Here is a 25,098-nt window from a genome sequence, read left to right on the forward strand (position 1 = left end):
AATTTTGTTTGCCAGTAGCTTATAGCTGCCAGTCTAAAAAGTTTTGTAATAACCGCGTGCCGACTTTTGCACTTCGCTCAGGGTGAAATTGCATCCCCGCGTAATTGTCGTTGGCTACAATTGCTGAGAACGTTTGTCCGTATTCGCCGCTAACCAGTGTTGCGTCGTTAACGGTGTGAGCAAAACTATGCACAAAATATACTTGGTCGTTTACATCAAGGCCTTTAGTTAATGCATGTTCGCGATTAAGCGTTAAGTTGTTCCAGCCCATATGGGGTGATGTTAAATTACCGACATCCAGCGCTTTAACTTGCCCAGGGATTTTACCTAAACATTGCACATTACCTTCTTCAGTGCTGTCGCATAACAACTGCATGCCTAAACAAATACCCATAAGTGGGCGTTGGTATTCATTAATCGCTTGTTGCCAACCACCTTCAACTAAGCGCTTCATAGCAACGGATGCATGACCAACACCCGGTAAAATAGCGCGCTCAAAGTTTTTCAGTTGCTCAGGTGAGGTGATAACCTCTGGCGTTTCGCCAAGGCGTTCAAAGGCAAAACGTACTGAATTTATATTGGCACAACCGGTATTGATGATGGCAATCATAAACACCCCTTAGAGCTGGCTGTTTGTTGGCTTGCATCGGCTGCAATCGCCATGCGTAATGCACGAGAGAATGCTTTAAACAACCCTTCAACTTGGTGATGGCAGTTACCGTCGCTAACCGATAAGATTAAACTCACGGCGGCGTTATCACTTAAGCTTTTAAAGAAGTGCTCAACCATTTGTACGTCTAAATCACCGGCTTTTTCACGGCTAAAGTTGGCATTTAATACAAATGAGGCACGCCCAGATAAGTCAATTTGTGCTTCTGCTTTGCATTCATCCATTGGCAGCGCAAACCCATAACGGGCAATTTGCGATTTTGTGCCTAGGGCTTCTTTTAAAGCAATGCCGAGCGCAATACCAATGTCTTCAACTAAGTGATGCTCATCGATGTGTAAGTCACCTTTAGCTTGAATATCAAGGCCGATGTTTGCATGAGTGCGAATTTGATCCAGCATGTGATCAAAAAAGCCAAGGCCAGTGCTTATTTCACCGTTTTTACTCTGGTCTAAATTGAGTTTGACATCAATTTGCGTTTCTTTGGTGTTGCGGGTAACACGACCTTTACGGTCGGCTGTAGTGAGTTTGGTAACAATAGCGTTCCAATCGCCGTCATACAAAATACCTTCACAGCATAAGTTTTGCGCCAAACCAATATCTGTTTGGCGGTCGCCAATCACAAAAGAGCGACCTAAATCGACTTTACCAGAGCGCATAAGTTCGGTGAGTAGCCCCGTTTTAGGTTTTCGGCAATCGCAATTTTGCTCATCAAAGTGAGGGCAAATTAGTACGTCGTCAAACTTAATCCCTTGGCTTGATAAAATATCCATCATTTTATCTTGAGCGATATCAAAATCAGCTGTTGGGAAGCTGTCTGTTCCTAAGCCATCTTGGTTTGATACCATCACTAAGCGGAAACCTGCACCTTGCAGCTGCAAAAGGGCAGGGATCACATTAGGTAAAAATTCTAGTTTTTCAAGGCTATCGACTTGTTTATCAGTAACAGGCTCTGAAATGATAGTGCCGTCACGGTCGATAAATAAATAGGGGTTACTCATGATACTTCCTGCTCTTTTTTCGCGGTTGATTGGCTTAGGCCATCTAACCAGATTTTAACTTGTTCTAACTCTTGCTCACTGCCGATAGAAATACGTAGCCAATCGTTTTCACCATACAAGGTAAATGCTCGCATTACTAAACCTTGCTCTAGGGCAATATTAAAACTGTTTTTATTGGCAAGCTTTAGGGTAACAAAGTTACCTTCACCGCTTAGCACGTTTAATACCGCAGGTGAGGCATTAAGCCACTGTTTAAGTTTTTCTTTTAAGGCATTTAAAATGTTCACTTGACGGCGCATTGAGGTAATCGCATCAGGGCTTAGGGCACTAGCTGCAATACTTGCAACCACTGTTGATACCGGATACGGTGCAATAACTTTACGAATCGGTAATAACACCGTTTCTTGTGCCAGTGTAAAGCCTGTGCGCAAACCAGCTAACGCAAATGCTTTAGATAGCGTACGAAGCACAACAACATTTGCGTAGTCGTTGATTAGTTTACTGGCACTTTGCTCTGGGCAAAACTCAATGTAGGCCTCATCAACAATAACCAGCGCTTTACCTTCAAGGGCTGTAGCAATGGCTTTAATTTTATCCAGCGAAGTTAAACTACCTGTTGGGTTATTTGGATTACAAATAAAGACCAGCTTAGAGTCGCCAACCGCGCTCACTATGTCATTTACTGAACCTTCTAACAGCAGTGCTTGGCTTAAACCGTTAATAGCGACATTGTGGGTATCGGCTGTCACTTTATACATACCGTAAGTGGGTAAAAATAACGCGATGCTGTCTTTAGCTGGTTCACAGTATGTGCGTACCAGTAACTCAATGCCTTCATCTGCACCACGGGTCATTAATACTTGCTCGGTGCCAAGTTCTGCATACACTGCATAGCGATTAATAACGTTAGCTGGTTGAGGATCTGGATAGCGATTTAAATCATCAATATTAATATCAATGTTTTTCACATACGGACTTTCATTAGCATTAAGCCAAGTGGTGCCTGTTAGTTTTTCACTTTTAGCGGAGCTGTAAGCTGCTAATGCATCAATATTGTCGGGTAATAACGCATTATTACTCATAGTTCATTCTCTTTAGAAATAGCCTCTAAACGTACCTTCACTGCATTGGCATGTGCATCGAGTCCTTCAGCATCTGCCAGTGGTAATATTGCTTTTGATAAGTCTTTTAAGCCATTTTGGGTAATTGTTTGTACTGTATATGTACGAAAAAAGTCGAGCAAATTTAAGCTAGAATACGTTGCACTATAACCGTAAGTTGGTAATACGTGATTAGTACCAGAGGCATAGTCACCCGCTGACTCAGGTGTATAATCACCAACAAACACAGAGCCTGCATTGTTAACTTTAGCTAAATAAGGATTAGCATCGGCTAATTGCAGAATTAAATGTTCAGGGCCATATTGCGCAGACACATCAAATGCTTGGTCAATTGAATCAACAAATATCAATGATGAGTTGGCCAATGCTTGTGCTGCGATATCTTGGCGCGATAGTTTAGCTAGTTGGCGTTCGATTGCTTGTTGTGTGCGCTCGATGGTTAATTCACTATTACTCAGTAAAATAACTTGAGAGTCAGCACCGTGCTCAGCCTGCGATAATAAATCAGCTGCAATAAACTCAGGGTTTGCGCGCTCATCTGCGATCACTAAAACCTCAGACGGCCCCGCAGGCATATCTATCGCCATACCGGGTATTGTTTGTGCAACTAGTTGTTTAGCCATAGTGACAAAGCTATTGCCGGGGCCAAAGATTTTATTTACCTTTGGTACAGAGCCAGTACCATAAGCCATGGCGGCGATTGCACCGGCGCCGCCACTTTCGACGATTGTTTTGATTCCGCATAACTTAGCCGCGTATAAAATTGCTGGATTGATTTGCGCATCACCTTGCACAGGTGTAGCTAAAACAATTGTTTTAGCGCCACTTAATTGAGCCAGTACACCTTGCATGATCACAGAAGAAGGTAATGGTGCGCTGCCACCTGGCACATATATACCCACCGCTTCAATGGCTTGATATTTGAGCTCGCACAACACACCAGGTTGTGTAGTTAGCTGAATATCTTTTGGTAGTTGTGCTTGGTGAAAACGTTTAACATTGGCATATGCCGTATCAATGGCATATTTAAGTTCAGGGCTTAGTTGTTGTACTGCATTATTTATTTCTTCAACAGGCACTAATAATCGTGGCGTTGGGCGATTATCAAATTCCTTTGCCATATCGAGCAAGGCATCATCACCTTGCTCTTTTACATTTGCCATAATGGTTTGACAAATTTCTTCTACTTTCGCACTCGCACTAACAGCAGGGCGCATTAGCGCCGCTGCTTGTGCGTCTGCGGATACCTCATTCCAGCACAGCATTGAGTTACTCCATCATTTTTTCAATTGGCATAACTAAGATAGAGTTTGCACCTAACGCTTTTAATTGCTCCATCGTTTCCCAAAATAATGTTTCGCTGCTCACCATGTGCAGTGCTACATATTCATCAGAACCCGCTAAAGCAAGAAGCGTAGGTTGGCCTGTCCCAGGGAGAAGGTCGCAAATCTCATCAAGCTTATCTTTTGGTGCGTGTAGCATGATGTACTTGCTTTCTTTAGCTTGTTTAACACCGCGCAAGCGTGGCATTAGCTTTTCAATAAGTGCTAATTTGTCAGCATCTTGTAGGTCTTTGTTTTGAATCAAGCATGCGTTTGATTCTAAAATAGTATCGCCTTGCATTAAGCCGTTTGCTTCAAGGGTTGCACCGGTTGATACTAAATCACAAATCGCATCAGCAAGGCCTGCACGGGGGGCCACTTCAACCGAACCTGTTAACATAACAGTGCTTGCGTTAATGCCTTCACGCTTTAGATATTGAGTGAGAATTTCTGGGTAAGTGGTGGCAATGCGTTTGCCTTCAAACCAGCTTTTATCTTGTGGGCCTAACTCTTGTGGCCACGCTAGGGCTAAACGACAAAATCCAAAATCAAGTTTTGACAGTTTATTTACTTCACTTGGTACACCTTGACGCTCTCGTTCTGCTTGTACTTCAACTAAAACGTTTTCGCCAACGATTCCTAAGTCACATACGCCATCCATAACAAGACCTGGGATATCGTCATCGCGCACACGCAGTACGTCAATCGGCATATTAGTTGAGTGTGCGATCAAACGCTGCTCACGTAAATTAAGTTTAACGCCTAACTGTTTTAGTAAGTCTTGGCAATCTTTTGAAAGGCGGCCACCTTTTTGAATGGCGATACGTAGACGGTTGCTGTTACTCATTATTCATTTTCCTTTAATTTAAAAACTAAAAACCCCGAGGGAACCTCAGGGCGAAAATGAATCTTTATGTGTTGATTCGCCAGAGGTTCCTTTTAGGAATAACCTCTCAGCGAAAGACCTGACAGGTTATTCCGGTGAATGGTGGTGATGGTGTACTGTTGTCAGGTTTAAGCGCATTTTATAAATCCTATAAACTTTCGTTTTATTTTAAAGCTATATTTTACAACTAAGAGACAAAAGTTATTAATCTGTTTAAGTAAATCTCATATATAGAAAAACATATTTTGATAAACACTGGCAAGTCTTTTTTGAATTAATTAAAGAATAAGGTATAACAGCCGATACTAAATGTGTTGATAGGAGGTACGTATGGACATGATGATCCCTTTCCTTGGGAAGATATCTCGTTTAGATGTCGAGCATAAAGGTGTATTTTACATTGCCGGATTAAAGGACTCTAAAATATCGCAAATAGAGCTCGAAAAGCGAAAGAAAGCCGCTTATGAACGAAAAAAAATGTTAGAAAAAAATCAGCCTAAAAAACAGGAAACTGCTGTGACAACGGATGAATATGGTCAAAAGCACCTCGATACATGGGCTTAAGCTTTTATAAAATAGTAGATAATGCACAAAATTAGTCTGCTATTTTTATAAGGTACGGTTAAATAATGTGATAGTAAGGTTTTACATGGAAAAGCCCAAGCACCCAGAAAATGAAACTGCTAGATTAGCAATGCTAAGATCACTTAATCTTTCAGACACTCAACCAGAGGAAAGTTTTGACCGTGTAACACGACTTGCAAAGTACATATTTGATGTACCAATTGCATTAATATCGCTGGTTGATGAACAAAGACAATGGTTTAAATCATGCATTGGGTTAAATGTAAATGAAACGCCACGGGAAATTTCATTCTGCGGACATACAATTTTGAATGAGAATTCACTCATTGTGAATGACACATTGAATGATTTACGCTTTGAAGATAATCCGTTGGTTACTGGTTACCCTCATATTCGTTTTTACGCCGGTCACCCCATTACGCTTTCAGGTGGTATTAGTATTGGCACTCTGTGCATTATAGATTCGCAGCCTCGCGAGTTTTCAGCAAAAGATATACAAGCATTAAAGGATTTAGTACTCGTCACACAACGAGAATTATCAATAATGCGCTTAGCAACTCGTGATGAGCTCACAGATATTCCAAATCGTAGAGGGTTTAACTTGCTAGCCGAGCGCTACCTTGATCTATGTATTCGTCAGCAAACCAACGCAATAACAATATTTATTGATCTTGATTCATTGAAATTCATTAATGATCAATATGGTCACTCCTCGGGTGATGATGTGTTGCGTACTTTTGCCAGAATTATTGCTCAATCTTGTCGTAAGTCTGATTTGTATGGTCGCTTTGGCGGCGATGAATTTGTGATCATGCTCACGCAGGTAACCATAAACGAATGCCAGTTATTGATAAAACGCATCGAGGATTTTTTTGCTAACGAGCCTAGGCTCCAATCATATATTGAAACGCTCGGTTTTTCATATGGTATTGCTCAGTTTAATCCAAAAAATCCCGTTGAACTTGAGCAATTAATAGAAGCCGCAGACAGTAAAATGTACAAATGCAAAATGGCGAAACGCAAATAACTGTAAATATATTTATAATTTAGTCGATTTACGCCTTGTCGGTTTTTGAAAATTATTCAAAGCTCCTATCTATCATAATTAAATATATTATAAATCTGCTCCTCTTCTATTTTATTTGGTTTGTTGTCCTGAAGTATAAAATATATACGTTAGGATATTCCTTTACATACGATGTATTAGCTTGCTCTGAACACCTTGCTTTTGTAAAATCCGTTTATCATTATTCGTCGAACGGACGTTACTATCAAAGAGCTCTTTAGTGCAACAGGACCATTAGCGTTATCTTTAGAGGGGTACACACCTCGTCAACCCCAAATAGATATGGCTGTTGCAGTAAGTAAGGCATTACAAAATCGTTCCCAGTTAGTCGTAGAGGCAGGAACGGGTACAGGTAAGACTTATGCTTACCTTGCTCCAGCTCTTAAGTCTAAGGGTAAAACTATTATTTCAACAGGGACCAAAGCCCTGCAAGAGCAGCTTTATCATCGTGATTTACCTCAGTTAGTCAAAGCCCTTAAAGCATCGAAAAAAACGGCCCTACTAAAAGGACGCAGTAACTATTTGTGTTCATACCGATTGAATCAGCATGTTGCTCATGTACCTACTGATGACTCAGATGTTATGCATCAATTGGCAATGGTGGCAAAGTTTGCAAGCGAAACTCACACAGGAGATTTAGCCGATTGTATTGGTATTGAAGAGGATGCAAAAGTTTTACCGTATGTAAGTTCGACGGCAGATAACTGCTTAGGAAAAGAGTGCCCAGATTTTCAAGCGTGCTACATTCGTAAAGCCAGACTCACCGCGATGGATGCAGATGTTGTGGTTGTTAATCACCATCTCTTTTTTGCTGATATGGCTGTAAAAGACACCGGTTTTGCAGAACTCATACCCACGGCAGATGCCTATATTTTTGATGAAGCACATCAATTAAGTGAGATTGCTAGCGATTACTTTGGCGAAAGTGTAAGTACTAAAAAGCTGGTGGATTTAATCACTGATCTGCGCGCTATATATCGCTCAGATATACCTGATATGTTGCAATTAGGTAAGACGCTCAATAAGTTAGAAACGAGTGTTGCTGATCTACGATTACAATTTGGTGTTGATGGTAGCCGAGGTGATTGGCGTCAAATGTTAGCAGATAAAGAGGTGTGTGCGGCATTACACCGGGTTATTAGTGATTTAGATTTTCTGTATCAAGTACTCAAACATTGTTTAGACCGTAGCGAAAAAATTGAGCATCCATTCGAGCGAACGCTTGCCTTTAAAGGCCAGTTAGAGCGTGTTTTTGATATTAGCCAAACGGGCTATAGCTATTGGTATGAAACAACCCGTCGCTACCTGACTGTTCACGTTACACCATTAAATGTGTCTGTAAAGTTTGCACAAATGATGGAAGATACTGGAGCCGGCTTTGTTTTTACCTCAGCAACGTTGTCAGTAGACAATGCGCTAGCGCATTTTAATGCCAGTTTAGGCTTAAAACCTGCTCAAAGTATGATGGTTGATAGCCCGTTTGATTATTATAATCAAGCATTATTATGTTTACCTCGTTATTTGCCTGAAACACATGCTGCAAACATGCCGCATGCGATAATCAAACTAACATTGAACTTAATAAAAGCTGCCAAAGGCCGATGCTTTGTGTTGTTCACCAGCTATAGAATGATGCATTTAGTTGCAGAGGGCTTGAGTGCGCAAATTGATTACCCTATATACATGCAGGGTCAAATGTCTAAACGTATCATATTAGAAAAGTTCACACGCCATGGAAATGCGGTCCTATTAGGCACAGCTTCCTTTTGGGAAGGGGTTGACGTTAGAGGCAGTGCGCTAAGTTGTGTTATTATTGACAAGCTTCCTTTTGCGGCTCCGGACGATCCATTATTACAAGCTAAAATGCAAGATGCACAGCTTCAAGGGCATGATCCATTTGCCTATATTCAGCTGCCACAAGCAGTTATCGCACTTAAGCAGGGCGTTGGCAGGCTTATACGAGATAATCGTGATAAGGGTGTTTTAGTAATATGTGATAATCGTTTAGTAACTCGTCAATATGGGCAAGTATTTTTGAAAAGCCTACCGCCAATGCGCCGAACTCGCAGCATTGAACAAGCGAGTAAATTTTTAGAACAGATAACTTAGAGATTGTGATTAAATGAGTAAATCAAATAATAAAGCAGATGTTAATTTTTTAGCGCTCGATGCATCTACAGAGGCGCTCTCTATAGTGTTAAGTGTCGATGGTGTTGTTTTTCATCATTTTGAAGAATGCCCACAGCAGCATAGCCAAAAAATATTGCCGTTAATAGACTCACTACTAGCAAAAGCAAATTGTAGCCTTAAGGATCTTGATGTCATTGGTTTTGGACAAGGGCCAGGTAGTTTCACCGGCGTACGGATCAGTGTCGCCATAGCTCAGGGTTTAGCATACGCCTGTAAATTACCATTAGTAGGGGTTTCAACACTGCAAATGATGGCACAACAGGCTTATGAAGATACGGGTGAAAAAGTGGTATTGAGTGCAATTGATGCGCGCATGGGTGAAATATATTTTGCACACTACGCGTTAGATGATAACAACGTGATGAAGCTAGTGGGTGAGGAGCAGGTTTTAAAGCCAGAACAGTTATCACTCGACGGTTTGCAAGGTATTGCAGTTGGGACAGGCTGGCAAACATACCCTGAGACATTAGAAAATTCCATGCACATTACACGTAGTTCAACCATTACATTGCCAGATGCATTGTTTATGTCAGCCTCTACAGTGAACAATTTTAAAATAGGGAATACGGTTGAGGCATCGCAAGCACAGCCTAAGTATGTAAGGGATACAGTTACTTGGAAAAAACTTCCCGGTAGAGAGTAATAACCCAATTTACTTTCTTTGCCTCAATAATTGTGTTTTCTTATTGGGGCAGCGAGCTTACTAACATACTTGCAAGGATGGTAATTTTGGCACATAATTACTGTATGATGATGACTTAGAGATAGCTGTGACTTTACCAATCGGCTCAGGTTTTTTTACTGGGGATATACCCGGTAGAATTACGTCAAAACAGAACGTTGTTAATAGACCTCAAGGTTTATTAGAGCAATCTGCTGCCATCGATAAAAAGACAGAATTTGTAAAATCAAGCCAAGCAGGCATCGAGCTTGCTAATCAATTTCAGTTAAATAGTGGTAAGGCCTTACCAGAATATCAACAAACAATTTATGATCAACCATCACCCAAAGTCAGCAAAGCCATTTCAACTTATACAGAGTTTGCAAACCTTGAACGTCGAGCTGAAGTGCAAAACCTTATCGGTGTGGATATATACGCATAATTTTATATAAAATCCTTATTACTGAATAAAACGGCATTAAATCCTACAAATGAGCACCCTTGTAAATGCAAGGTTAAATAACGTTAATATTATTCATTTTAATGTCTTGGTTTTTTGTTGTCATATTTCCTTAATTAGGTATTGTAGATAAAAAATAATAAGATTTTATCGTGCTGTTTTCTAAAATTTTTCATCAATTTAATCAAAGTGCAGTAAAGGTTTCCTCAAATACTGTAATATTATCACTGCGAGAAGGTTATATCGCACTGATTCCATTTTTCATTGTTGCGTCCGTTATCACTTTACTAAACCAGTGGTTTAACTTAGCAGATAAAGGTGGAGATCATGCTTATCTAAATAATTTCAATCAAATGATTTGGGCACTTCTACCCCTTATTACACTTATTTCTTTTAGTTACTACCTATCAAAAAATTTACGCTTACATACTATTGCTGGTCCTATTTTAGTCCTTACATGTTTTTCTGTTAGTACGGGCTACATAACGACAGAAGGTGCAAAAGTATTGGTAAATAATCGTTCAGGTGTTTTGTATTCAATTTTAATGCCGATTTTTTGTTGCTATTTATTGAAGTACTTCTCATCTTTTAATGGACTTAAAATTGTCGGTATAAGCACCATCAGCCTATTTTTAAGAAAGCATCTAAACTTAATATTTCCTTATTTATTGGTCAGTATCATTACCTTAATGTTAATTCCTTTTATTTCTAATATAGGGGATACTTCACTTACGTATGTTGTTGATTCAAATCATCAAGCTTCATTGTTCGATAAATTGACCTTACAAATGATCAGCGCTCACCTACTTTGGTTTGTGGGTATCCACGGCGATAATGCCTATCATATATTAGCGCCAATAGCGTACACGAATTACGATGTATTCGATGGCTTAAGTAGTTATAATTTTTTTAGTATCTTTGTTTTATTTGGTGGAACAGGTTGCCTATGGGGATTAATTATTGCTTGTTTTATAATTAAAGATGCTGAGCATGAGAAAAGAATTGCACGAATCTCTATGCCACTTGCAGTTTTTAATATTAGTGAAGTTATGGTTTATGCTCTACCCATTGTATTTAATCCTTACTTCTTAGTGCCATTTTTACTTACGCCGATCCTTAATGGTCTTATTTCATTTTCGTTAATTGATAGTGGTTTATTAATTTTAAACACAAGTGAGCAAATTCCGTGGTTTACACCCGTGATTCTAAGCGGGTGGATGGCAACACATAGTTGGACAGGTGTTGCTTTACAGATAGGGCTTATTTTACTTAATGTGATTGTTTATCTTCCGTTTGTTTTAGCCAATAAACGCCATAACATTACAGGAAAGGCGCTAGATATGTTGGTTAAACGTTACAGCGCAGGTGAGGGCATCGAGGGGCAATCGGAACATTCCTTTGCGCGTTCACATTCTCTTAGTCAAATAGAACAATATAGTTTGAAGTCAGTAACTGATGCGCTAAATACAGGCGCATTATCATTATATTACCAGCCAAAAATAGATCCGAAGACACATAAAGTAGTTGGTTTTGAAGCCTTACTTAGGTTAATTCAAGCTGATGGAAAAGTGGTTGGACCTTGGTTTTTAGAGACCCTAGAACAACATAAATTAATGCATATTATCGATGATTTTGTTATTGACCAACTTGAAGTTGATTTGAGTAATTTTGCTGCACAAGGATTTAAGCCAAATATTAGTTTTAATATTTCGCCTCAAAATCTTTTAGCTGGTGGCTATAAACGAGTTGTAAATGCGTTCGCTCGATTTCCAAATCAAGTTGAAGTTGAAATCCTTGAATCCAGCTATATTGAAGACTTTGAAGCAACAGTAAAGCTTGTAGATTATTTAAATTCACATAATATTAAATGCGCAATGGATGATTTTGGCACGGGGTATTCATGTTTGTCCGTTTTGTCTAAACTTAATGTGAATACTATAAAATTAGATAGGAGCTTGTTACCTAATGGTGACAACCAGAAGTCGGTTGTATTGTACCAACATTTAGCGAAAATCTGTGAAGAGCTTGGGTTTAATATTGTTGCAGAAGGGGTTGAAAATGAGCTGCATGAAAGTGTGGTTAAAAAAGCCCAGATACAATCTGCACAGGGCTTTTTATACAACAAAGCGCTGCCATTCAATGTGGCAATGGCTTTACTGAGTCCAAAGGGTTAATTTTTTTCGATGTAACCAATAAGCTTTTCTGCAATGTCAGTATTATCCATTGAACCAACAAAGTTATTTGCGCCTTTACCATAAGCAAATATTTGCACATCTACCGCAGTGTGTCCGCCAGTGGTCCAGCCCGTAAAACTCGCTTTGCTAATAATGTCTTTTACGGCAAGGTTTAATGGTTTTTCCCCCATCTTTTTGGCTTGTTCTAATATTATTTTGTTTTCGGGGGTAAAGTCTATGCCTGTATTTGCTTCCCAAACAGGCTGAAGGTCTGACGCATCTTGCAGTAATGTTGTCAGTTTACCGGCGGTTGCTTTGACCCCCTTAATGACCTCAGTTTCCCACTTATATTGCCCGTGTGCACCTAGCGTTAATCCACCTGTTGAGTGATCAGCTGTTACAACTAGCAATGTATCAGGGTTGTTATCAATGTACGTTTTCGCCAGCTCGATTGATTTGGCAAAATCATCCATTTCAGCCATTGCACAGGCAATATCATTGGCATGACCACACCAATCAATTTGGCTGCCTTCAATCATCACGAAAAAACCATTGTTTTTCTTGTTATCGAGTAAACTTAGGGCCTTGTTTGTCATTTTTGCTAAGCGAGTTGGGTTTTCATCAAGTGCAAAGGGCATACCTGTTGGTGCATATAAACCTATTGCCGGTATTTGCTTAATATTATTCAATTCACTTAATTTATCACTGTACTGATAGCCCGCAGCTTGGAACTCTGCAACTAAATTACGATCGTCACGAATATAATACTTAGTGCCACCCCCTAACATTAGATCAACGGGTAACTTACCGGCAATTTTATTATCAATATAATCATCTGCAATTTCGTCATAATTACGGCGAGATTCATTGTGAGATGCAAAGCTAGCGGGCGTTGCATGGTTGATTTGAGAAGTAGCCACTAAAGCCGTAATCATGCCTTTTTCTTTGGCCATTTCAAGCATGGTTTTAAGCGGTTTTTTATTCGTATCGACCGCAATGGCCCCATTATAACTTTTATGACCAGAACTTAATGCTGTTGCACTTGCTGCGCTGTCTGTAACAACAGTGTGATCATCAGGGTAGGTGTGCGCCATGCCCGTGAGAATAGAATCAAATACAGTTTTTTCAATTTCTTTTGTTGCAGGGTCATCTTTATAATAACGATAAGCGGTTGTGTAAGCCGGCCCCATACCATCGCCAATCATATAGATGATGTTTTTAGGTGTTTCTTCAGCGTAGGCTGCACTTGAACATAGTAACGCCAATAGGCTTATTTGTTTTTTCATTTTTGTACCCTATTCATTATGTGGTGTTATTGTATACCCAATGTATATTAATTAAATGTCTTTTTCGCTGAACATACTTAAAATAAAGAGGAATAACATAGTGCAATCATTTTCAATTCACAGTGGCAAATTAACATTGCGTGGCCTAACCTATGGCGAAGGGACTGAAATTGTTATTGCACTTCATGGTTGGTTGGATAACTGTAATAGCTTTTCACCCATGCTTGAAAACGCAAAACTGAATGAAAAATGGTACTGTGTAGATTTTCCAGGACATGGCTTATCTGACTGGAGAAGTGACGACGCGCACTACTATTTTGTAGATTATGTTGATGATGTTTTTAATTTGATAAATCAAATTGGTGCAGAAAAGGTGCATTTAGTGGGTCATTCGATGGGGGCCATGGTTGCGGGGCTTTTTGCGAGTTGTTTTCCCAATCAAGTAAAGTCAGTGACGATGATTGAAGGGTTTGGTGTGATAACCACACCCAGCGAAGATGTCGTAAAACAACTTAGACAGGCTATTTTAAAGCGCTATGAGCTTAAAAATCGGGCTACAAAGCTATACAAATCTAAAGAACACGTATTTAAGGCGAGGGCTTTATCAACTGATTTGCCACCACGGTTAATTGCGCTTTTAATGAACAGAAATTTATCTCTTACAAGTCAAGGTATTAAGCTAACAACGGATCCAAAGCTTAAAAATCATTCAGGATTTAGGTTTGACGAACAACAATGTATAGCAGTAATAAGTGAAATAAATGTACCTTGCCAGTTAATAATAGGAGAAAATGGATACCCTTTTGTTAAGGAGAATCTTGAGAAGTATGATCGATATTTCAATGGGTTAGATGTTATCTCTGTAGAGGGAGGGCATCACTGCCATATGCAAAGTTCCCAGCAGTGCTTATTGCAAGTTCAAGGGTTTATGCAGCAAAATGGTGCATGTTAATTGTATATCTGCCCCAAATGTGGGATTATTTACTCATTAGAGTATTTGCTCAATTGTTAAAGTGCCTTACTTAGTTTAAGGTTTAATAAAAATAAATTATAAACAGAACAGGAGCTAAGAGTGGAAAAGATCTGGCTTAAGCGCTACCCAGAAGGTATGCCTGAAACTATCGACCCTGAACACTACAACTCGTTATTAGAAGTATTTGAGAAAAGCTTCTCGGATTATAAAGACTTACCTGCTTTTACAAATATGGGTAAGACACTAAGTTATGATGAAATAGACACAGCAACTAAACGCGTTGCTTCGTATATTCAAAATGATTTAGGCCTTAAAAAAGGCGCTAAAGTTGCGGTGATGATGCCTAATCTATTACAAACACCTATCACTATTTTAGGTGTTTTACGTGCTGGCTGTGTTGTCGTTAACGTTAACCCGCTTTACACCGTACGTGAGCTTGAACATCAGTTAAACGACTCAGAATCGGAAGCTATTTTCATACTTGCAAACTTTGCAGATACATTAGAAAAATGTCTGCATAAAACTAACGTAAAACATATTGTTGTTACTCAAGTGGGTGACATGGTGGGTGGGCTCAAAAAGCACATTGTTAATTTAGTTGTCAAGCACGTTAAAAAAATGGTTCCAGCCTATAACTTGCCAAATCCGATTAAGTTTTCACAGGTTTTAAAAGGTGATGAAAGCCGCTATACAAAACCAGATGTTAATCTGACTGACTTAGCTTTTCTTCAATACACCGGTGGCACAACTGGTGTATCCAAAGGGGCAATGCTAAGCCATGGCAATATGGTCGGTAACCTTGAGCAGGTTTCAGGTTGCCTAGATAAAGTGTTAACTCGTGGACAAGAAGTTGTCGTAACGGCTTTACCGCTTTATCATATTTTTGCCCTCACAGCTAACTGCTTAACGTTTATGAAGTATGGCGGGTTAAACTTACTAATAACTAACCCTCGTGATATGCCTGGTTTCGTTAAAGAACTTAGTCAGCATAAATTTACTGCCATCACGGGTGTTAATACGTTATTTAATGGCTTGTTAAATACACCCGGTTTTTCAGACTTAGACTTCAGCCATCTTAAAATGTCCCTTGGTGGGGGAATGGCTGTTCAACGTCCTGTTGCTGAGAAGTGGCAAAAAGTGACTAATTCTAAGCTAATGGAAGGCTATGGCCTGACAGAATGTGCGCCACTCGTTACAATCAGCCCATATGACTTAGATGCATATAATGGCTCTATTGGCTTACCTGCACCGAGCACAGAACTTAAGCTAGTTTTAGATAACGGCGAAGAGGCCGCAAAAGGCGAACCAGGTGAGTTATGGGTTAAAGGCCCACAGGTCATGTTAGGTTATTATAATCGTCCAGATGCGACAGCTGAGTGTTTAAAAGATGGCTGGTTTGCAACCGGTGATATTGCAACATATGATGATGAAGGTTTTTTCTACATTGTTGACCGTAAAAAAGACATGATTATAGTGTCCGGTTTTAATGTTTTCCCGAACGAGATAGAAGAAGTTGTTGCAATGCATGAGGGCGTACTTGAATGTGCGGCTATAGGCATACCGCATGATATCAGTGGCGAACAAGTTAAAGTTTTTATTGTTAAAAAAGACCCTTCTTTAACTGAAAAAGATATAATAAAGCACTGTCGTGATAATTTAACTAACTACAAGGTTCCTAAACTCGTTGAGTTTAAGGATGAGTTGCCTAAAACAAACGTTGGCAAAATACTCAGAAGAGCTTTGAAAGATTAGCAACTATAAAAAAACCGGCAACTGCCGGTTTTTTTATTGTAGGAGCAAAAGTGCAATACCAATTGATCCAAACACAAAATCAATTAAATGAATTTGTTGAGCAAATTCGCAATAAACCATTGCTGGCAATTGATACGGAATTTATGCGCAGAAGAACTCTGTATCCAGAAGTCGCACTTATTCAGGTGTACGATGGTGAGCATTTAGCGCTTATCGATCCCCTTGCTGAGCTATCGTTATTCGACTTTTGGCAGATTCTTCGTGATGAGAATGTTTTAAAAATACTCCATTCACCTTCAGAAGATATCGAAGTTTTCCAAAAATACGCTGGATTTGTTCCGTCTCCGCTCTTTGATACACAATTTGCCTTACAATTATTAGGTCATGGAAATTGTATGGGATTTGCCCATATAGTTAAGTCATTATTGAACATCGAAATTGATAAAAGTGAGTCAAGAACGAACTGGTTGCAACGCCCGCTAACAGAGAGTCAGCTTGATTATGCTGCCGCTGATGTGTTTCATTTATTACCGTGTTTTGCCATTATTATTGAGCAAATAAACGATGCAGGTTATTTTGATCTCGTGATCAATGAAAGCAACTTGGTTGCTCAAAAACGTGCTTATCAATTACCCGATGAATTGCTCTATAAAGATATAAAAAATGCATGGCAGTTAAAACCATCAGAGCTTGTTGTTCTAAAAGTACTCGCTGCGTGGAGAAAAAATAAAGCAATACACAAAAATCTTGCACTTAACTTTGTGCTTAAAGAGCATAATCTGGTTGAGATTGCCAAACGTAAGCCTGCGAGCCTCAACGCACTGCGTAACATTCCTGAAGTAGAAAATATTGAAGTTAATCGCTCAGGTGTAGAAATATTAAAATGCATTGAAAAGGCAAAAGTAGTGCCGGTGTCAGATTATCCTGAGCAATTAAAACGATTAATCGATTTTCCCGCGTACAAAAAAGTGGCGAAGGACATTAAACAAACAATTACAAAGGTTGCGAAAGAGCAGGGCATTCCTGAGGATGTCATGGCATCAAAAAAGCAAGTTAATCAGCTTATCAGTTGGAACTGGAAGCTCACACCTGAGCAACGTAAAACACATTTAAAGCCAGATTTACTCAATTCTTGGCGCTATGAATACCTTAAAGATGCTCTCAAGGAATGGGATGTTTAAATAGATTGAGGGACTCGTTTTACATTAAACGAGTTCCATTAGTTCAGTTTAGTTTTGCATGGCTTTTAAGATTTTATCTAAGTTTGCTTTTGATTTAGCAACGCTTTGCAATGGACTCATACCCGCAGGAAACTCCTCTTGTTCTATTACCAACCATTTTGTGCCTCCATCGGTAATAAGAGAATTGATAATTTTTTTCCATGGATAGTTGTTTTCACCAAATATAGGGTTTAAGCCGTCATCTTTGTGGGTGCGTACTTTTAAATGAGCTGCATAGGTTCTACCCGCGTATTTTTTTATAAAATAAACAGGTTCTTTACCTGCATAATGTAGCCAACCTATATCAAGTTGCAGTGGCAATTCATTAGGTGTATTGCTGGCTAATGCATCCCAATAAGTTTCATTATTAAATTGTTCAAACTCTTTGTTGTGATTATGAAAACCAATATACATATCATATTTTTGTGCAATCTCATTAAGTTCTTTTAGTTGTTTTGCTAATGGCATTATACCTGTAGGATCCCATGCTCGCTCGTCCCACGGCACGAACAAATTACTAACGCCGAGTGTCTTATAAAATAATAGAGTACCCATTAATTGGGTGTCTGAAAGTTTATCAAAACCAATATGTGCACTACTTGCAACCAAGTTCAAATCATCGAGTTTGTTCCTTAATGCTCTTGGGTTATCTGCATAGGGGCCAAAATCACCTGCAAACTCAAGTCCTTCAAAACCCATATCAGCAAGTGCTTTAATGGTTGCATTAAAATCTGCCTTTAAATCATCTTTAACTGACCATAATTGCACGCTTACCTTAGCCGACTCGAACGAACTAGCGTTACTTGTTAAAGGTAGCAGCATGAGTATGATTAAAATGCTCGCAATAGAATTAATTAAGAAGGAATGAGAGAATTTGAACATAAGATTACACCTAAATATAAGCAGGGAATGAATCCCTGCTTGGACTGGGCTAAGAAAAAAGGGACTCAGATTACTAATTAGTCAGTATAAGCATATTGGCTTAAACCAAGTTCATTTAATACGCTATCAAGATGTTGCTTTGCTTCACTTGTAGGGCCTGGGTAATCACCAGCTATGGGCACATTACCTAAGTAACCAATGTCTTTACAGCCTTCTGGTGTACAAAAGAAAGCGCCTAGCACTAACTCTTTAAATCGTAAAAACGTTTTACCAATACGTTTAAATTGGACTGGGGTATTTTCATTTAAATATGCAATATCATCTAAAATTGCGCGATGCTGTTGCTCATTGAGCGCAACAAACTGCATATTGAAACGAAGCTTTGATTCATCGTTAAGCCAAGCGAGTGAGTTTAATATTTTAATGCGATCTCGTTGTTGCCCTTCATAAGGTGCACTCACCCATTCATTAATCACTGCGGGTACTTGAAGTTCACTTGCTGATGGAATATCGCCTTCACGCGGTACAATATAATCAGCTAACAGCGCTACTAAGGTAATTTCGTCTCTCGTTAAGGTCAATGGCCAAGGGGATTCTGGTGGCATCACTAAGTTTGGATCTTGACCATAGCCTTTTGCTGTCACTGGCTTAATATCTAAATCAGGCCAATGTTCTTTTACAGAAACTGCTCCATCATCTTCAAGTGCCTTTGTGCAGCCTGCTGTTAAACCAACCGCAGATCCTGCCGCTAATAAACCAAGCCATTTTAATGACTCACGGCGGCTCATGTTTGAAACATAGTTATATGATTCATTTTCGTTACGATGATGCATAATTAAAGTACTCCGTTATCAATTTGTTTAGCCAGCCACGTTGAATTACGCATTGCCAACGTCATGATGGTGAGCGTACAGTTTTTATGCGGATTAGAAGCAAATACACCAGCATCCATAACAAAAAGGTTTTTACAATCCCATGTTTGACCCCATTGATTAGTGACCGACTCTTTAGGCGAGCTACCCATCCGGGTTGTACCCACTTCGTGAATGATTTCACCCCCTTTTGATATGGCTTTTTCAGCAGGTGGCAGCTCTCCAACGGTTGCACCCATGTTTTCTAAAAGCTGCTTTGCTGTTTTTAAACCATGTTCGATTTGCTTTAATTCTCGGTCTGACCATTTAAAGTGGAATTTTGAAACCGGAATACCCCATTTATCTTTGACAGTTTCATCAATTTCCATGTAGGTATCTTTGTTTGGTAGCATTTCACCGCGCAGTGCAAAACCAACATACGAACCATACGCATCACGAATTTGTTGCTTAAGGGCAGGGCCATAGCCTTGTTTATCACCGGATACACCAGAGCCTGGCTGCCTAAAACCACCACCAATTTCAAAGTGATAACCGCGCGGAAAATCGAGTTCATTTTTGGCTTGCGCTTGGTGGCCCCACCAAGGAATAAATAAGTGATTGGCTGTATGCCCATCTTCATTATATCGTGGGCGGCCTTTAAGCGCTGGAATTTGCGCACCTAACCATGCACCCGTTGAGTCCATCAAGTTTTTACCAATTTGACCACTCGAGTTAGCAAGGCCTTTAGGATGCTTTTTGTGTTTTGAGTTAAGTAAAATACGCGCTGATTCACAGGCACTTGCAGCAAGTATAACGATATCTGCATTTAGTGAATGTTCAGTTACTGACTTTTTATCAACATAAGTTACACCAGTCACTTTACCATTATCGTCAACGGCTACAGATTTAACCATAGCATCAGTTATTATTTCAAGATTACCGGTTGCTTTTGCCATTGGTAACAATGAAGTGGTGGTCTGGAATGCAGCGCCAATTGAGCAACCAGAGCCACAAGGTGTTGCATAAAAACACGCTAAGCGGTCATCTTTAGGGCGTGTTAATACTGCACGGTGCATAGGCACTGCCTGAATCCCCATTTTCTTTGCTGAAGCGGCAATTAAAAGCTCTGGCACTCGTGGTTTAGGTGGCGGCTGTAAAATGCCAGGGCCAGAATCTGGCATATCATCATGACCGGTATTTGTACCACATATACCCACTAACTCTTCTGTTTTGTCATACCATGGGGCTAAATCATCGTATTCAAATGGCCAGTCTGCACCATGGCCATCCCGGCTTTTAGCTTTAAAGTCGTGTTCACTAAAGCGCAGTGAATAACGCCCCCAGTGGTTTGTACGACCTCCTAACATGCGTGCACGCCACCAATAGAAATCACTGCCTTTTGCACTCGTGTATGGCTCATCAGGTACTTGCCAGCCACCATCAACGGTTGCATCATAAAAGCCAAAGTTTTTATCTTTATTTCCAGCGCCCATTAAAGGTGCTTCACTGTTACGGCGAAACATCGGGCTCTCCGTTTTAGGGTCATAATCACGACCGGCTTCAAGCAATAACACTTTGTGGCCTAATTTAGTCAGTGTATATGCAGCCATTGCACCACCGGCACCAGAGCCAACAACAAGCACTTTATGGTTGAATTTTGCCATCGTTATAGCTCCTTAATTTTTATATTTTTGAACCAGACTTTATCACCATGATCTTGCAGGCCTATGTGGCCTTGTTTTGAGGTTGCAAAGTTAGACCATGTAGCAAATTTACTGTTTTTTACTAATGTATTCCATGGGCTACTGCCTATAACCATACTGACTGTACTTACGCCGTTCTGCCAAACTTGTAAGTGATTATTGAGCATTTTTATACGCATCGTATTCCATTGCATCGCTGGTTTATGGGCAGCCGTTGGTGCTGAGAGTAAATCGTAAATTGACCCCGCTAAATGCGAGTCTATTTCGGTATCCGCATGACGTTCATTATCAATTATTTGAATTTCTGGGGCGTGAGAGTAAATATAACTGCCTAGTTCATCAGCAAGGACAAAAATACCACTATTGCCAACTTCACTAATTTTCCAATCGAGTTTTAGGTCAAAATTCTTATAGATTTTTTTTGTTAAAATGTCACCACCACCTTTTGTAAGTAACATTGCACTATCGTCTATTTTCCATTTTGAGCTAAGTTCATCACTTTTAAAGTTACGCCAATGAGACATATCTTTACCATTGAATAGTAATTGCCAGCCTGTAGCGCGTTCTTCTTTTGTTAACTCATTATCTTGAGTGTGTGCAATTACACTGCTACTGAAGAGCAGTGCAAGTGACATAATCGAAATTGATTTAAGCATATATTACCCCTTTATTTTGTGTGCTACTTATTGCTATTAAACGCATTTCTCTACATTTTTTTGTTTTGTAATAAACAGGTGAAAACCAAAAAATACAACAATTAGTACAATTGGAAAGATTAATAGGTTCTCTAAAACAGCTTGTCCGGCAAGGATTTCAATTTGTTCAATTGAGATATTGCTCGCTTGCGCTTGTTGTTTGGCATCATCAATCCAGTAACCTATTACTGGATTCCACAGGCTCATTGCAAACATGCCTGCTCCACCAATTAACGACATACCTAATGCGCCGGTTTTAGGTGTATATTCGGCAACACAGCCAATCATGGTCGGCCAGAAATACGTTACACCAATGGCGAATAGCGCTGCAGCAAAGTAAATTGCGTTCCCTTGAGCTTGGCTCATTAAAAATATACCGATGGTTGAGAATACCGCTGAGCCTAGTAGAACGCCAGATGGACTAAAACGATGAACAATTGGACCTGCAAAGTAACGGCCCAGCGCCATAAGACCTGTAATAAGCGCTAAAATAACCATAGGCGAGGCACCAGAAGAACCTAAAATTTGTTCAATCCATTGTTGAGTACCAAACTCCGTCACTGCAGTTAACGTCATACAAATGATTAAAAATACATACAAGGGTGAAAGCAGGTTTTTCACGTTGCTGCTGGTGGAGTTTTTCTGGGCATCAAATTTAGGAAATTGTGCTGTTAGCATCATTGCACCATAAATGGCAGTGGGTATTAATATTAAAGCCACTTGCCATTGCCAGTTGAAGCCAGATGATGTCATTGCGCTTGAAGCTAATGCGCCTATAACAATACCGCCGGGGAACCAAACATGGAATCGGTTCAGCATTGTTGTTTTATTATTAGGGTACATTTGCGCAATGAGCGGATTACAACCTGCTTCGACAGAGCCATTTGCAAAACCAATTAGAAATGTTGAGATCAGTAACGCCCAAAAACCATCTGCTGAGATTGTGAGTAACAGGCCAAGTAAATGACAAGCAAACGCGAGTGCTACTAATTTTTTAGCGCCAATGGCGTTGTAGATAATACCGCCGAGCATCGTCGCTATCGGAAAACCTAGAAAAGCCATGGCATTGACCCAACCAAGTTGGGTGCTCGTTAAGCCAAATTGCTCACCAAGTTGGCCTAAAATACCGGCACGAATCGCGAATGTCATTGAGGTGACTATTAACGCGATACAACATAGGCGAAAAATGAGGTTCTGATTATTATTGTTATTCATTGTGTAGTCCTATCTAGTTAATACCCAATATCCGCTTATTACGTTGGGGATTGGTATTCATTGCACTAAAATCATCAAACGCTTTGCTGGCAGGTGTAATTATGTGCTGTTCAATAAATGGTGCGCCTTCTTTAGCCCCTTGTTCAGAATCTTTAATGCAACATTCCCATTCCAAAACAGCCCAGCCATCAAATCCATATTGGGTTAATTTACTGAATATTGATTTAAAATCTATTTGACCATCACCGAGCGAGCGAAATCTGCCCGGTCGATCTTGCCAATTTTGATAGCCACCATAAACGCCACTGCGGCCGCTTTGATTAAACTCTGCATCTTTAACGTGAAAAGCTTTTATTCGCTCATGGTAAATATCAATAAATGCAAGGTAATCAAGTTGCTGCAATACTAGATGACTTGGATCGTATAGAATATTTACCCTTGGATGATTACCTGTTGCAGCTAAAAAGCGCTCAAATGTAATACCATCGTGCAAGTCTTCGCCTGGGTGTAACTCATAGCAAACATCTATTCCCATTTCGTCAAAGTAATCAAGTATCGGTAGCCAGCGTTTAGCAAGCTCGTTAAAGCCTTCTTCAACTAAGCCTCGTGGTCGTTGCGGCCAAGGATAGAAGGTATGCCAAAGTAGCGCACCCGAAAATGTGACATGGTTTTTAAGTCCAAAATTTTTACTTGCTTTGGCAGCAAACATTAATTGTTTAATTGCCCATTCAGTTCTCTTTGTTGGGTTACCACGCAACGCTTCTGGCGCAAAATTATCAAACATTTCATCATAGGCAGGGTGTACAGCAATTAACTGTCCTTGTAAATGCGTTGATAACTCGCAGATTGTAAGCCCTGCATGTTTAGCAATGCTAGTCACTTCATCGCAGTATTCTTGGCTTTGAGCTGCTTTTTCTAAATCGAATATCTTAGTATCTGATGTGGGTAGTTGAATTGCTTTATAACCGAGCTCTGCCGCCCATTGGCAAATATCTTTAAAATTATTAAATGGCGCTTCATCGCTGATAAATTGCGCTAAAAATATTGCTGGGCCTTTTATTTTTTTCATACTTTCTCTATCCAATTTTAAATGTGTGCCATTTAGTCTCTTCTTTAGAGGCGGCTACTGCATTTTCAATAAATGCCATGCCTCTAATCGCATCTTTTATACCTGGTACATCGAAGTCATCATTTGTTGCTGTTTTCCCGGCTTTTTTGGCGATTATTTGATTAGCAAAGTTGACGTATATATTGGCAAATGCTTCAAGGTAACCTTCTGGGTGGCCTGCGGGTGCACGAAGTGCGTTTTGTGCTGCTTCACTTTTTAGCGCAACACCCGCACGTAATAGTATTGTTGGCGCGTTATGATTTTTAAGCCATAAGCTATTTGGCTCCATTTGGTTCCACTCTAAACTTGCTTTATCACCGTAAATACGAAGAGATAAATTATTTTCTTCGCCAAGTGCGACTTGGCTCGCGAGTAGCACACCTTTACTATCATTATTGAAGCACAGCAAAACTGTACCATCATCATCGAGTGTTCGCCCTGGCACAACGTGATTGAGATCAGCACAAAGTGAGCTAATCTCAAGGCCGCTAACATACTCTGTTAAATTAGCTGCATGCACGCCAATATCAGCGATACAACAGCTTATTCCAGCTTGCTTTGGGTCTAAGCGCCATTGGGCTTGCTTTACTTGTTCGTCCTCGGTATCACAAAGCCAACCTTGAGAGTATTCAACAATGACTTTACGAATAGTGCCTATCTCGCCTTGGGAGATGCGATATTTCGCTTCTTTGATCATTGGGTAACCGGTATAGGTATGGGTTAAGCCGTATAAACAATCACTCTTATCTAAACTTTGTTTTAAGCTCAGTGCTTCATTTAAGTTTAATGTGGCAGGTTTATCTGATAAAACGTGAAAACCGCTCTCAATCGCTAATCTCGCGATAGGGAAATGTAGGTGATTGGGGGTGACTATTACTACAAAATCAATACGCTGATCAACCGGTAACTTTGCTTCCTCAATAAACATTTGCTGGTAAGTGTCATAACTCCTACTGGAGTCAATTCCAAGCATGGTAGCTGTTTTTTCTGTGAGAGCAGGATTAGAGCTAAAAGAACCTGCTACAAGGTCAATTAATCCATCGAGCCTAGCTGCAATACGATGAATGGCACCGATAAATGCGCCTTCAGCGCCACCCACCATTCCCATTCTGATTTTGGGATTATTCATCTAAAATATCACCTCAATAGTAATCTATTGAACTTAGTTAACATCATGTTATTAATAATAGAGATTGGTGATCATTAGGGGTAATAAAAATTCGGTTGACAATGCAACAAAATCGGCGTTTTATATATTTAGTTTAAAGTTAATTATCGAG

The 25,098-nt window shown here is 39.9% G+C and carries 22 protein-coding genes; 9 read left to right on the forward strand and 13 right to left on the reverse strand.

What is annotated here, in order from left to right:
- Window positions 1-19: 19 nt before the first annotated feature.
- The 5 genes from hisH to hisG are packed head-to-tail and all read right to left on the reverse strand — an operon-like array spanning window position 20 to window position 4,958.
- On the reverse strand, window positions 20-610 hold the full coding sequence (gene hisH, locus ATS75_RS05045; protein WP_058559339.1) for an imidazole glycerol phosphate synthase subunit HisH: 591 nt from the start codon (window positions 608-610) through the stop codon (window positions 20-22).
- Window positions 607-1,668 (reverse strand): bifunctional histidinol-phosphatase/imidazoleglycerol-phosphate dehydratase HisB, encoded by a 1,062-nt coding sequence (gene hisB / locus ATS75_RS05050; protein ID WP_058559340.1) that lies wholly within the window; start codon window positions 1,666-1,668, stop codon window positions 607-609. The genes hisH and hisB overlap by 4 nt, the downstream gene beginning before the upstream one ends.
- Window positions 1,665-2,750 (reverse strand): histidinol-phosphate transaminase, encoded by a 1,086-nt coding sequence (gene hisC / locus ATS75_RS05055; RefSeq protein WP_058559341.1) that lies wholly within the window; start codon window positions 2,748-2,750, stop codon window positions 1,665-1,667. Before hisC ends, hisB begins: the two co-directional genes overlap by 4 nt.
- Complete coding sequence (gene hisD, locus ATS75_RS05060) at window positions 2,747-4,054, reverse strand: histidinol dehydrogenase (RefSeq protein ID WP_058559342.1); 1,308 nt, start codon at window positions 4,052-4,054, stop codon at window positions 2,747-2,749. Before hisD ends, hisC begins: the two co-directional genes overlap by 4 nt.
- Window positions 4,055-4,058: 4 nt before the next feature.
- The gene (gene hisG / locus ATS75_RS05065; protein ID WP_058559343.1) at window positions 4,059-4,958 is read right to left on the reverse strand and encodes an ATP phosphoribosyltransferase; all 900 of its coding nucleotides are present in this window, start codon (window positions 4,956-4,958) and stop codon (window positions 4,059-4,061) included.
- Window positions 4,959-5,327: 369 nt separating this feature from the next.
- Between hisG and ATS75_RS05070 the strand changes: the two genes are divergently transcribed.
- The 6 genes from ATS75_RS05070 to ATS75_RS05095 all read left to right on the forward strand — a co-directional run bounded on the left by ATS75_RS05070 (window position 5,328) and on the right by ATS75_RS05095 (window position 12,133).
- Window positions 5,328-5,561 carry a hypothetical protein gene (locus ATS75_RS05070; RefSeq protein ID WP_058559344.1) on the forward strand — a complete coding sequence of 78 codons (234 nt, stop codon included), beginning with the start codon at window positions 5,328-5,330 and terminating at the stop codon, window positions 5,559-5,561.
- 85 nt (window positions 5,562-5,646) lie between these two features.
- Window positions 5,647-6,609: a sensor domain-containing diguanylate cyclase gene (locus tag ATS75_RS05075; RefSeq protein ID WP_058559345.1), complete on the forward strand. Its 963-nt coding sequence runs from the start codon at window positions 5,647-5,649 to the stop codon at window positions 6,607-6,609.
- 321 nt (window positions 6,610-6,930) lie between these two features.
- Window positions 6,931-8,757 carry an ATP-dependent DNA helicase gene (locus ATS75_RS05080; RefSeq protein WP_235591133.1) on the forward strand — a complete coding sequence of 609 codons (1,827 nt, stop codon included), beginning with the start codon at window positions 6,931-6,933 and terminating at the stop codon, window positions 8,755-8,757.
- Between the two features lie 13 nt (window positions 8,758-8,770).
- A complete protein-coding gene (gene tsaB, locus ATS75_RS05085) occupies window positions 8,771-9,481 on the forward strand; it encodes a tRNA (adenosine(37)-N6)-threonylcarbamoyltransferase complex dimerization subunit type 1 TsaB (protein WP_058559347.1) in 711 nt (236 codons plus the stop codon).
- 127 nt (window positions 9,482-9,608) lie between these two features.
- Window positions 9,609-9,941, forward strand: coding sequence for a hypothetical protein (locus tag ATS75_RS05090; RefSeq protein ID WP_058559348.1), 333 nt, complete (start codon window positions 9,609-9,611; stop codon window positions 9,939-9,941).
- A 170-nt stretch (window positions 9,942-10,111) separates the two neighbouring features.
- Complete coding sequence (locus ATS75_RS05095; RefSeq protein ID WP_235591134.1) at window positions 10,112-12,133, forward strand: EAL domain-containing protein; 2,022 nt, start codon at window positions 10,112-10,114, stop codon at window positions 12,131-12,133.
- Here the strand turns inward: ATS75_RS05095 and ATS75_RS05100 are convergent.
- A complete protein-coding gene (locus tag ATS75_RS05100; protein ID WP_058559349.1) occupies window positions 12,130-13,419 on the reverse strand; it encodes an alkaline phosphatase in 1,290 nt (429 codons plus the stop codon). The genes ATS75_RS05095 and ATS75_RS05100 overlap by 4 nt on opposite strands.
- A gap of 100 nt (window positions 13,420-13,519) precedes the next feature.
- Here ATS75_RS05100 and ATS75_RS05105 point away from each other — a divergent pair, with 100 nt between their 5' ends.
- The 3 genes from ATS75_RS05105 to rnd all read left to right on the forward strand — a co-directional run bounded on the left by ATS75_RS05105 (window position 13,520) and on the right by rnd (window position 17,325).
- A complete protein-coding gene (locus ATS75_RS05105) occupies window positions 13,520-14,371 on the forward strand; it encodes an alpha/beta fold hydrolase (RefSeq protein ID WP_058559350.1) in 852 nt (283 codons plus the stop codon).
- 120 nt (window positions 14,372-14,491) lie between these two features.
- Window positions 14,492-16,144, forward strand: coding sequence for a long-chain-fatty-acid--CoA ligase FadD (gene fadD, locus ATS75_RS05110; RefSeq protein ID WP_058559351.1), 1,653 nt, complete (start codon window positions 14,492-14,494; stop codon window positions 16,142-16,144).
- 50 nt (window positions 16,145-16,194) lie between these two features.
- Entirely contained in the window at window positions 16,195-17,325 is a 1,131-nt protein-coding gene (rnd, locus tag ATS75_RS05115) for a ribonuclease D (RefSeq protein ID WP_058559352.1), read from the forward strand.
- Between the two features lie 48 nt (window positions 17,326-17,373).
- Here rnd and ATS75_RS05120 read toward each other — a convergent pair whose 3' ends face one another.
- From ATS75_RS05120 to ATS75_RS05150, 7 genes are all read right to left on the reverse strand, one after another.
- Window positions 17,374-18,246: a sugar phosphate isomerase/epimerase family protein gene (locus tag ATS75_RS05120; RefSeq protein ID WP_058559353.1), complete on the reverse strand. Its 873-nt coding sequence runs from the start codon at window positions 18,244-18,246 to the stop codon at window positions 17,374-17,376.
- Window positions 18,247-18,323: 77 nt separating this feature from the next.
- Window positions 18,324-19,079 (reverse strand): gluconate 2-dehydrogenase subunit 3 family protein, encoded by a 756-nt coding sequence (locus ATS75_RS05125; RefSeq protein WP_058559354.1) that lies wholly within the window; start codon window positions 19,077-19,079, stop codon window positions 18,324-18,326.
- Between the two features lie 2 nt (window positions 19,080-19,081).
- Window positions 19,082-20,761: a GMC family oxidoreductase gene (locus tag ATS75_RS05130; RefSeq protein WP_058559355.1), complete on the reverse strand. Its 1,680-nt coding sequence runs from the start codon at window positions 20,759-20,761 to the stop codon at window positions 19,082-19,084.
- 2 nt (window positions 20,762-20,763) lie between these two features.
- Window positions 20,764-21,456 carry a DUF1080 domain-containing protein gene (locus tag ATS75_RS05135; RefSeq protein ID WP_058559356.1) on the reverse strand — a complete coding sequence of 231 codons (693 nt, stop codon included), beginning with the start codon at window positions 21,454-21,456 and terminating at the stop codon, window positions 20,764-20,766.
- 36 nt (window positions 21,457-21,492) lie between these two features.
- Window positions 21,493-22,710, reverse strand: coding sequence for an MFS transporter (locus tag ATS75_RS05140; protein WP_058559357.1), 1,218 nt, complete (start codon window positions 22,708-22,710; stop codon window positions 21,493-21,495).
- 13 nt (window positions 22,711-22,723) lie between these two features.
- Window positions 22,724-23,779 carry a sugar phosphate isomerase/epimerase family protein gene (locus ATS75_RS05145; protein ID WP_058559358.1) on the reverse strand — a complete coding sequence of 352 codons (1,056 nt, stop codon included), beginning with the start codon at window positions 23,777-23,779 and terminating at the stop codon, window positions 22,724-22,726.
- 7 nt (window positions 23,780-23,786) lie between these two features.
- Window positions 23,787-24,947, reverse strand: a complete 1,161-nt coding sequence (locus ATS75_RS05150; RefSeq protein WP_058559359.1) for a Gfo/Idh/MocA family protein — start codon at window positions 24,945-24,947, stop codon at window positions 23,787-23,789.
- Window positions 24,948-25,098: the final 151 nt, after the last annotated feature.

Source organism: Pseudoalteromonas sp. H105, assembly GCF_001469215.1.
Classification (GTDB): Bacteria; Pseudomonadota; Gammaproteobacteria; order Enterobacterales; family Alteromonadaceae; genus Pseudoalteromonas.

Excerpts from the sequence above, each read along its gene's own strand:
- ATS75_RS05150 (WP_058559359.1), bottom strand. The coding sequence starts at position 24,947 with ATGAATAATCCCAAAATCAGAATGGGAATGGTGGGTGGCGCTGAAGGC.
- ATS75_RS05100 (WP_058559349.1), bottom strand. The coding sequence starts at position 13,419 with ATGAAAAAACAAATAAGCCTATTGGCGTTACTATGTTCAAGTGCAGCC.
- hisC (WP_058559341.1), bottom strand. The coding sequence starts at position 2,750 with ATGAGTAATAATGCGTTATTACCCGACAATATTGATGCATTAGCAGCT.
- ATS75_RS05120 (WP_058559353.1), bottom strand. The coding sequence starts at position 18,246 with ATGTTCAAATTCTCTCATTCCTTCTTAATTAATTCTATTGCGAGCATT.
- ATS75_RS05080 (WP_235591133.1), top strand. The coding sequence starts at position 6,931 with ATGGCTGTTGCAGTAAGTAAGGCATTACAAAATCGTTCCCAGTTAGTC.
- ATS75_RS05125 (WP_058559354.1), bottom strand. The coding sequence starts at position 19,079 with ATGCATCATCGTAACGAAAATGAATCATATAACTATGTTTCAAACATG.
- ATS75_RS05070 (WP_058559344.1), top strand. The coding sequence starts at position 5,328 with ATGGACATGATGATCCCTTTCCTTGGGAAGATATCTCGTTTAGATGTC.
- ATS75_RS05075 (WP_058559345.1), top strand. The coding sequence starts at position 5,647 with ATGGAAAAGCCCAAGCACCCAGAAAATGAAACTGCTAGATTAGCAATG.
- tsaB (WP_058559347.1), top strand. The coding sequence starts at position 8,771 with ATGAGTAAATCAAATAATAAAGCAGATGTTAATTTTTTAGCGCTCGAT.
- ATS75_RS05135 (WP_058559356.1), bottom strand. The coding sequence starts at position 21,456 with ATGCTTAAATCAATTTCGATTATGTCACTTGCACTGCTCTTCAGTAGC.
- hisB (WP_058559340.1), bottom strand. The coding sequence starts at position 1,668 with ATGAGTAACCCCTATTTATTTATCGACCGTGACGGCACTATCATTTCA.
- hisD (WP_058559342.1), bottom strand. The coding sequence starts at position 4,054 with ATGCTGTGCTGGAATGAGGTATCCGCAGACGCACAAGCAGCGGCGCTA.
- ATS75_RS05140 (WP_058559357.1), bottom strand. The coding sequence starts at position 22,710 with ATGAATAACAATAATAATCAGAACCTCATTTTTCGCCTATGTTGTATC.
- ATS75_RS05145 (WP_058559358.1), bottom strand. The coding sequence starts at position 23,779 with ATGAAAAAAATAAAAGGCCCAGCAATATTTTTAGCGCAATTTATCAGC.
- hisG (WP_058559343.1), bottom strand. The coding sequence starts at position 4,958 with ATGAGTAACAGCAACCGTCTACGTATCGCCATTCAAAAAGGTGGCCGC.
- ATS75_RS05130 (WP_058559355.1), bottom strand. The coding sequence starts at position 20,761 with ATGGCAAAATTCAACCATAAAGTGCTTGTTGTTGGCTCTGGTGCCGGT.
- hisH (WP_058559339.1), bottom strand. The coding sequence starts at position 610 with ATGATTGCCATCATCAATACCGGTTGTGCCAATATAAATTCAGTACGT.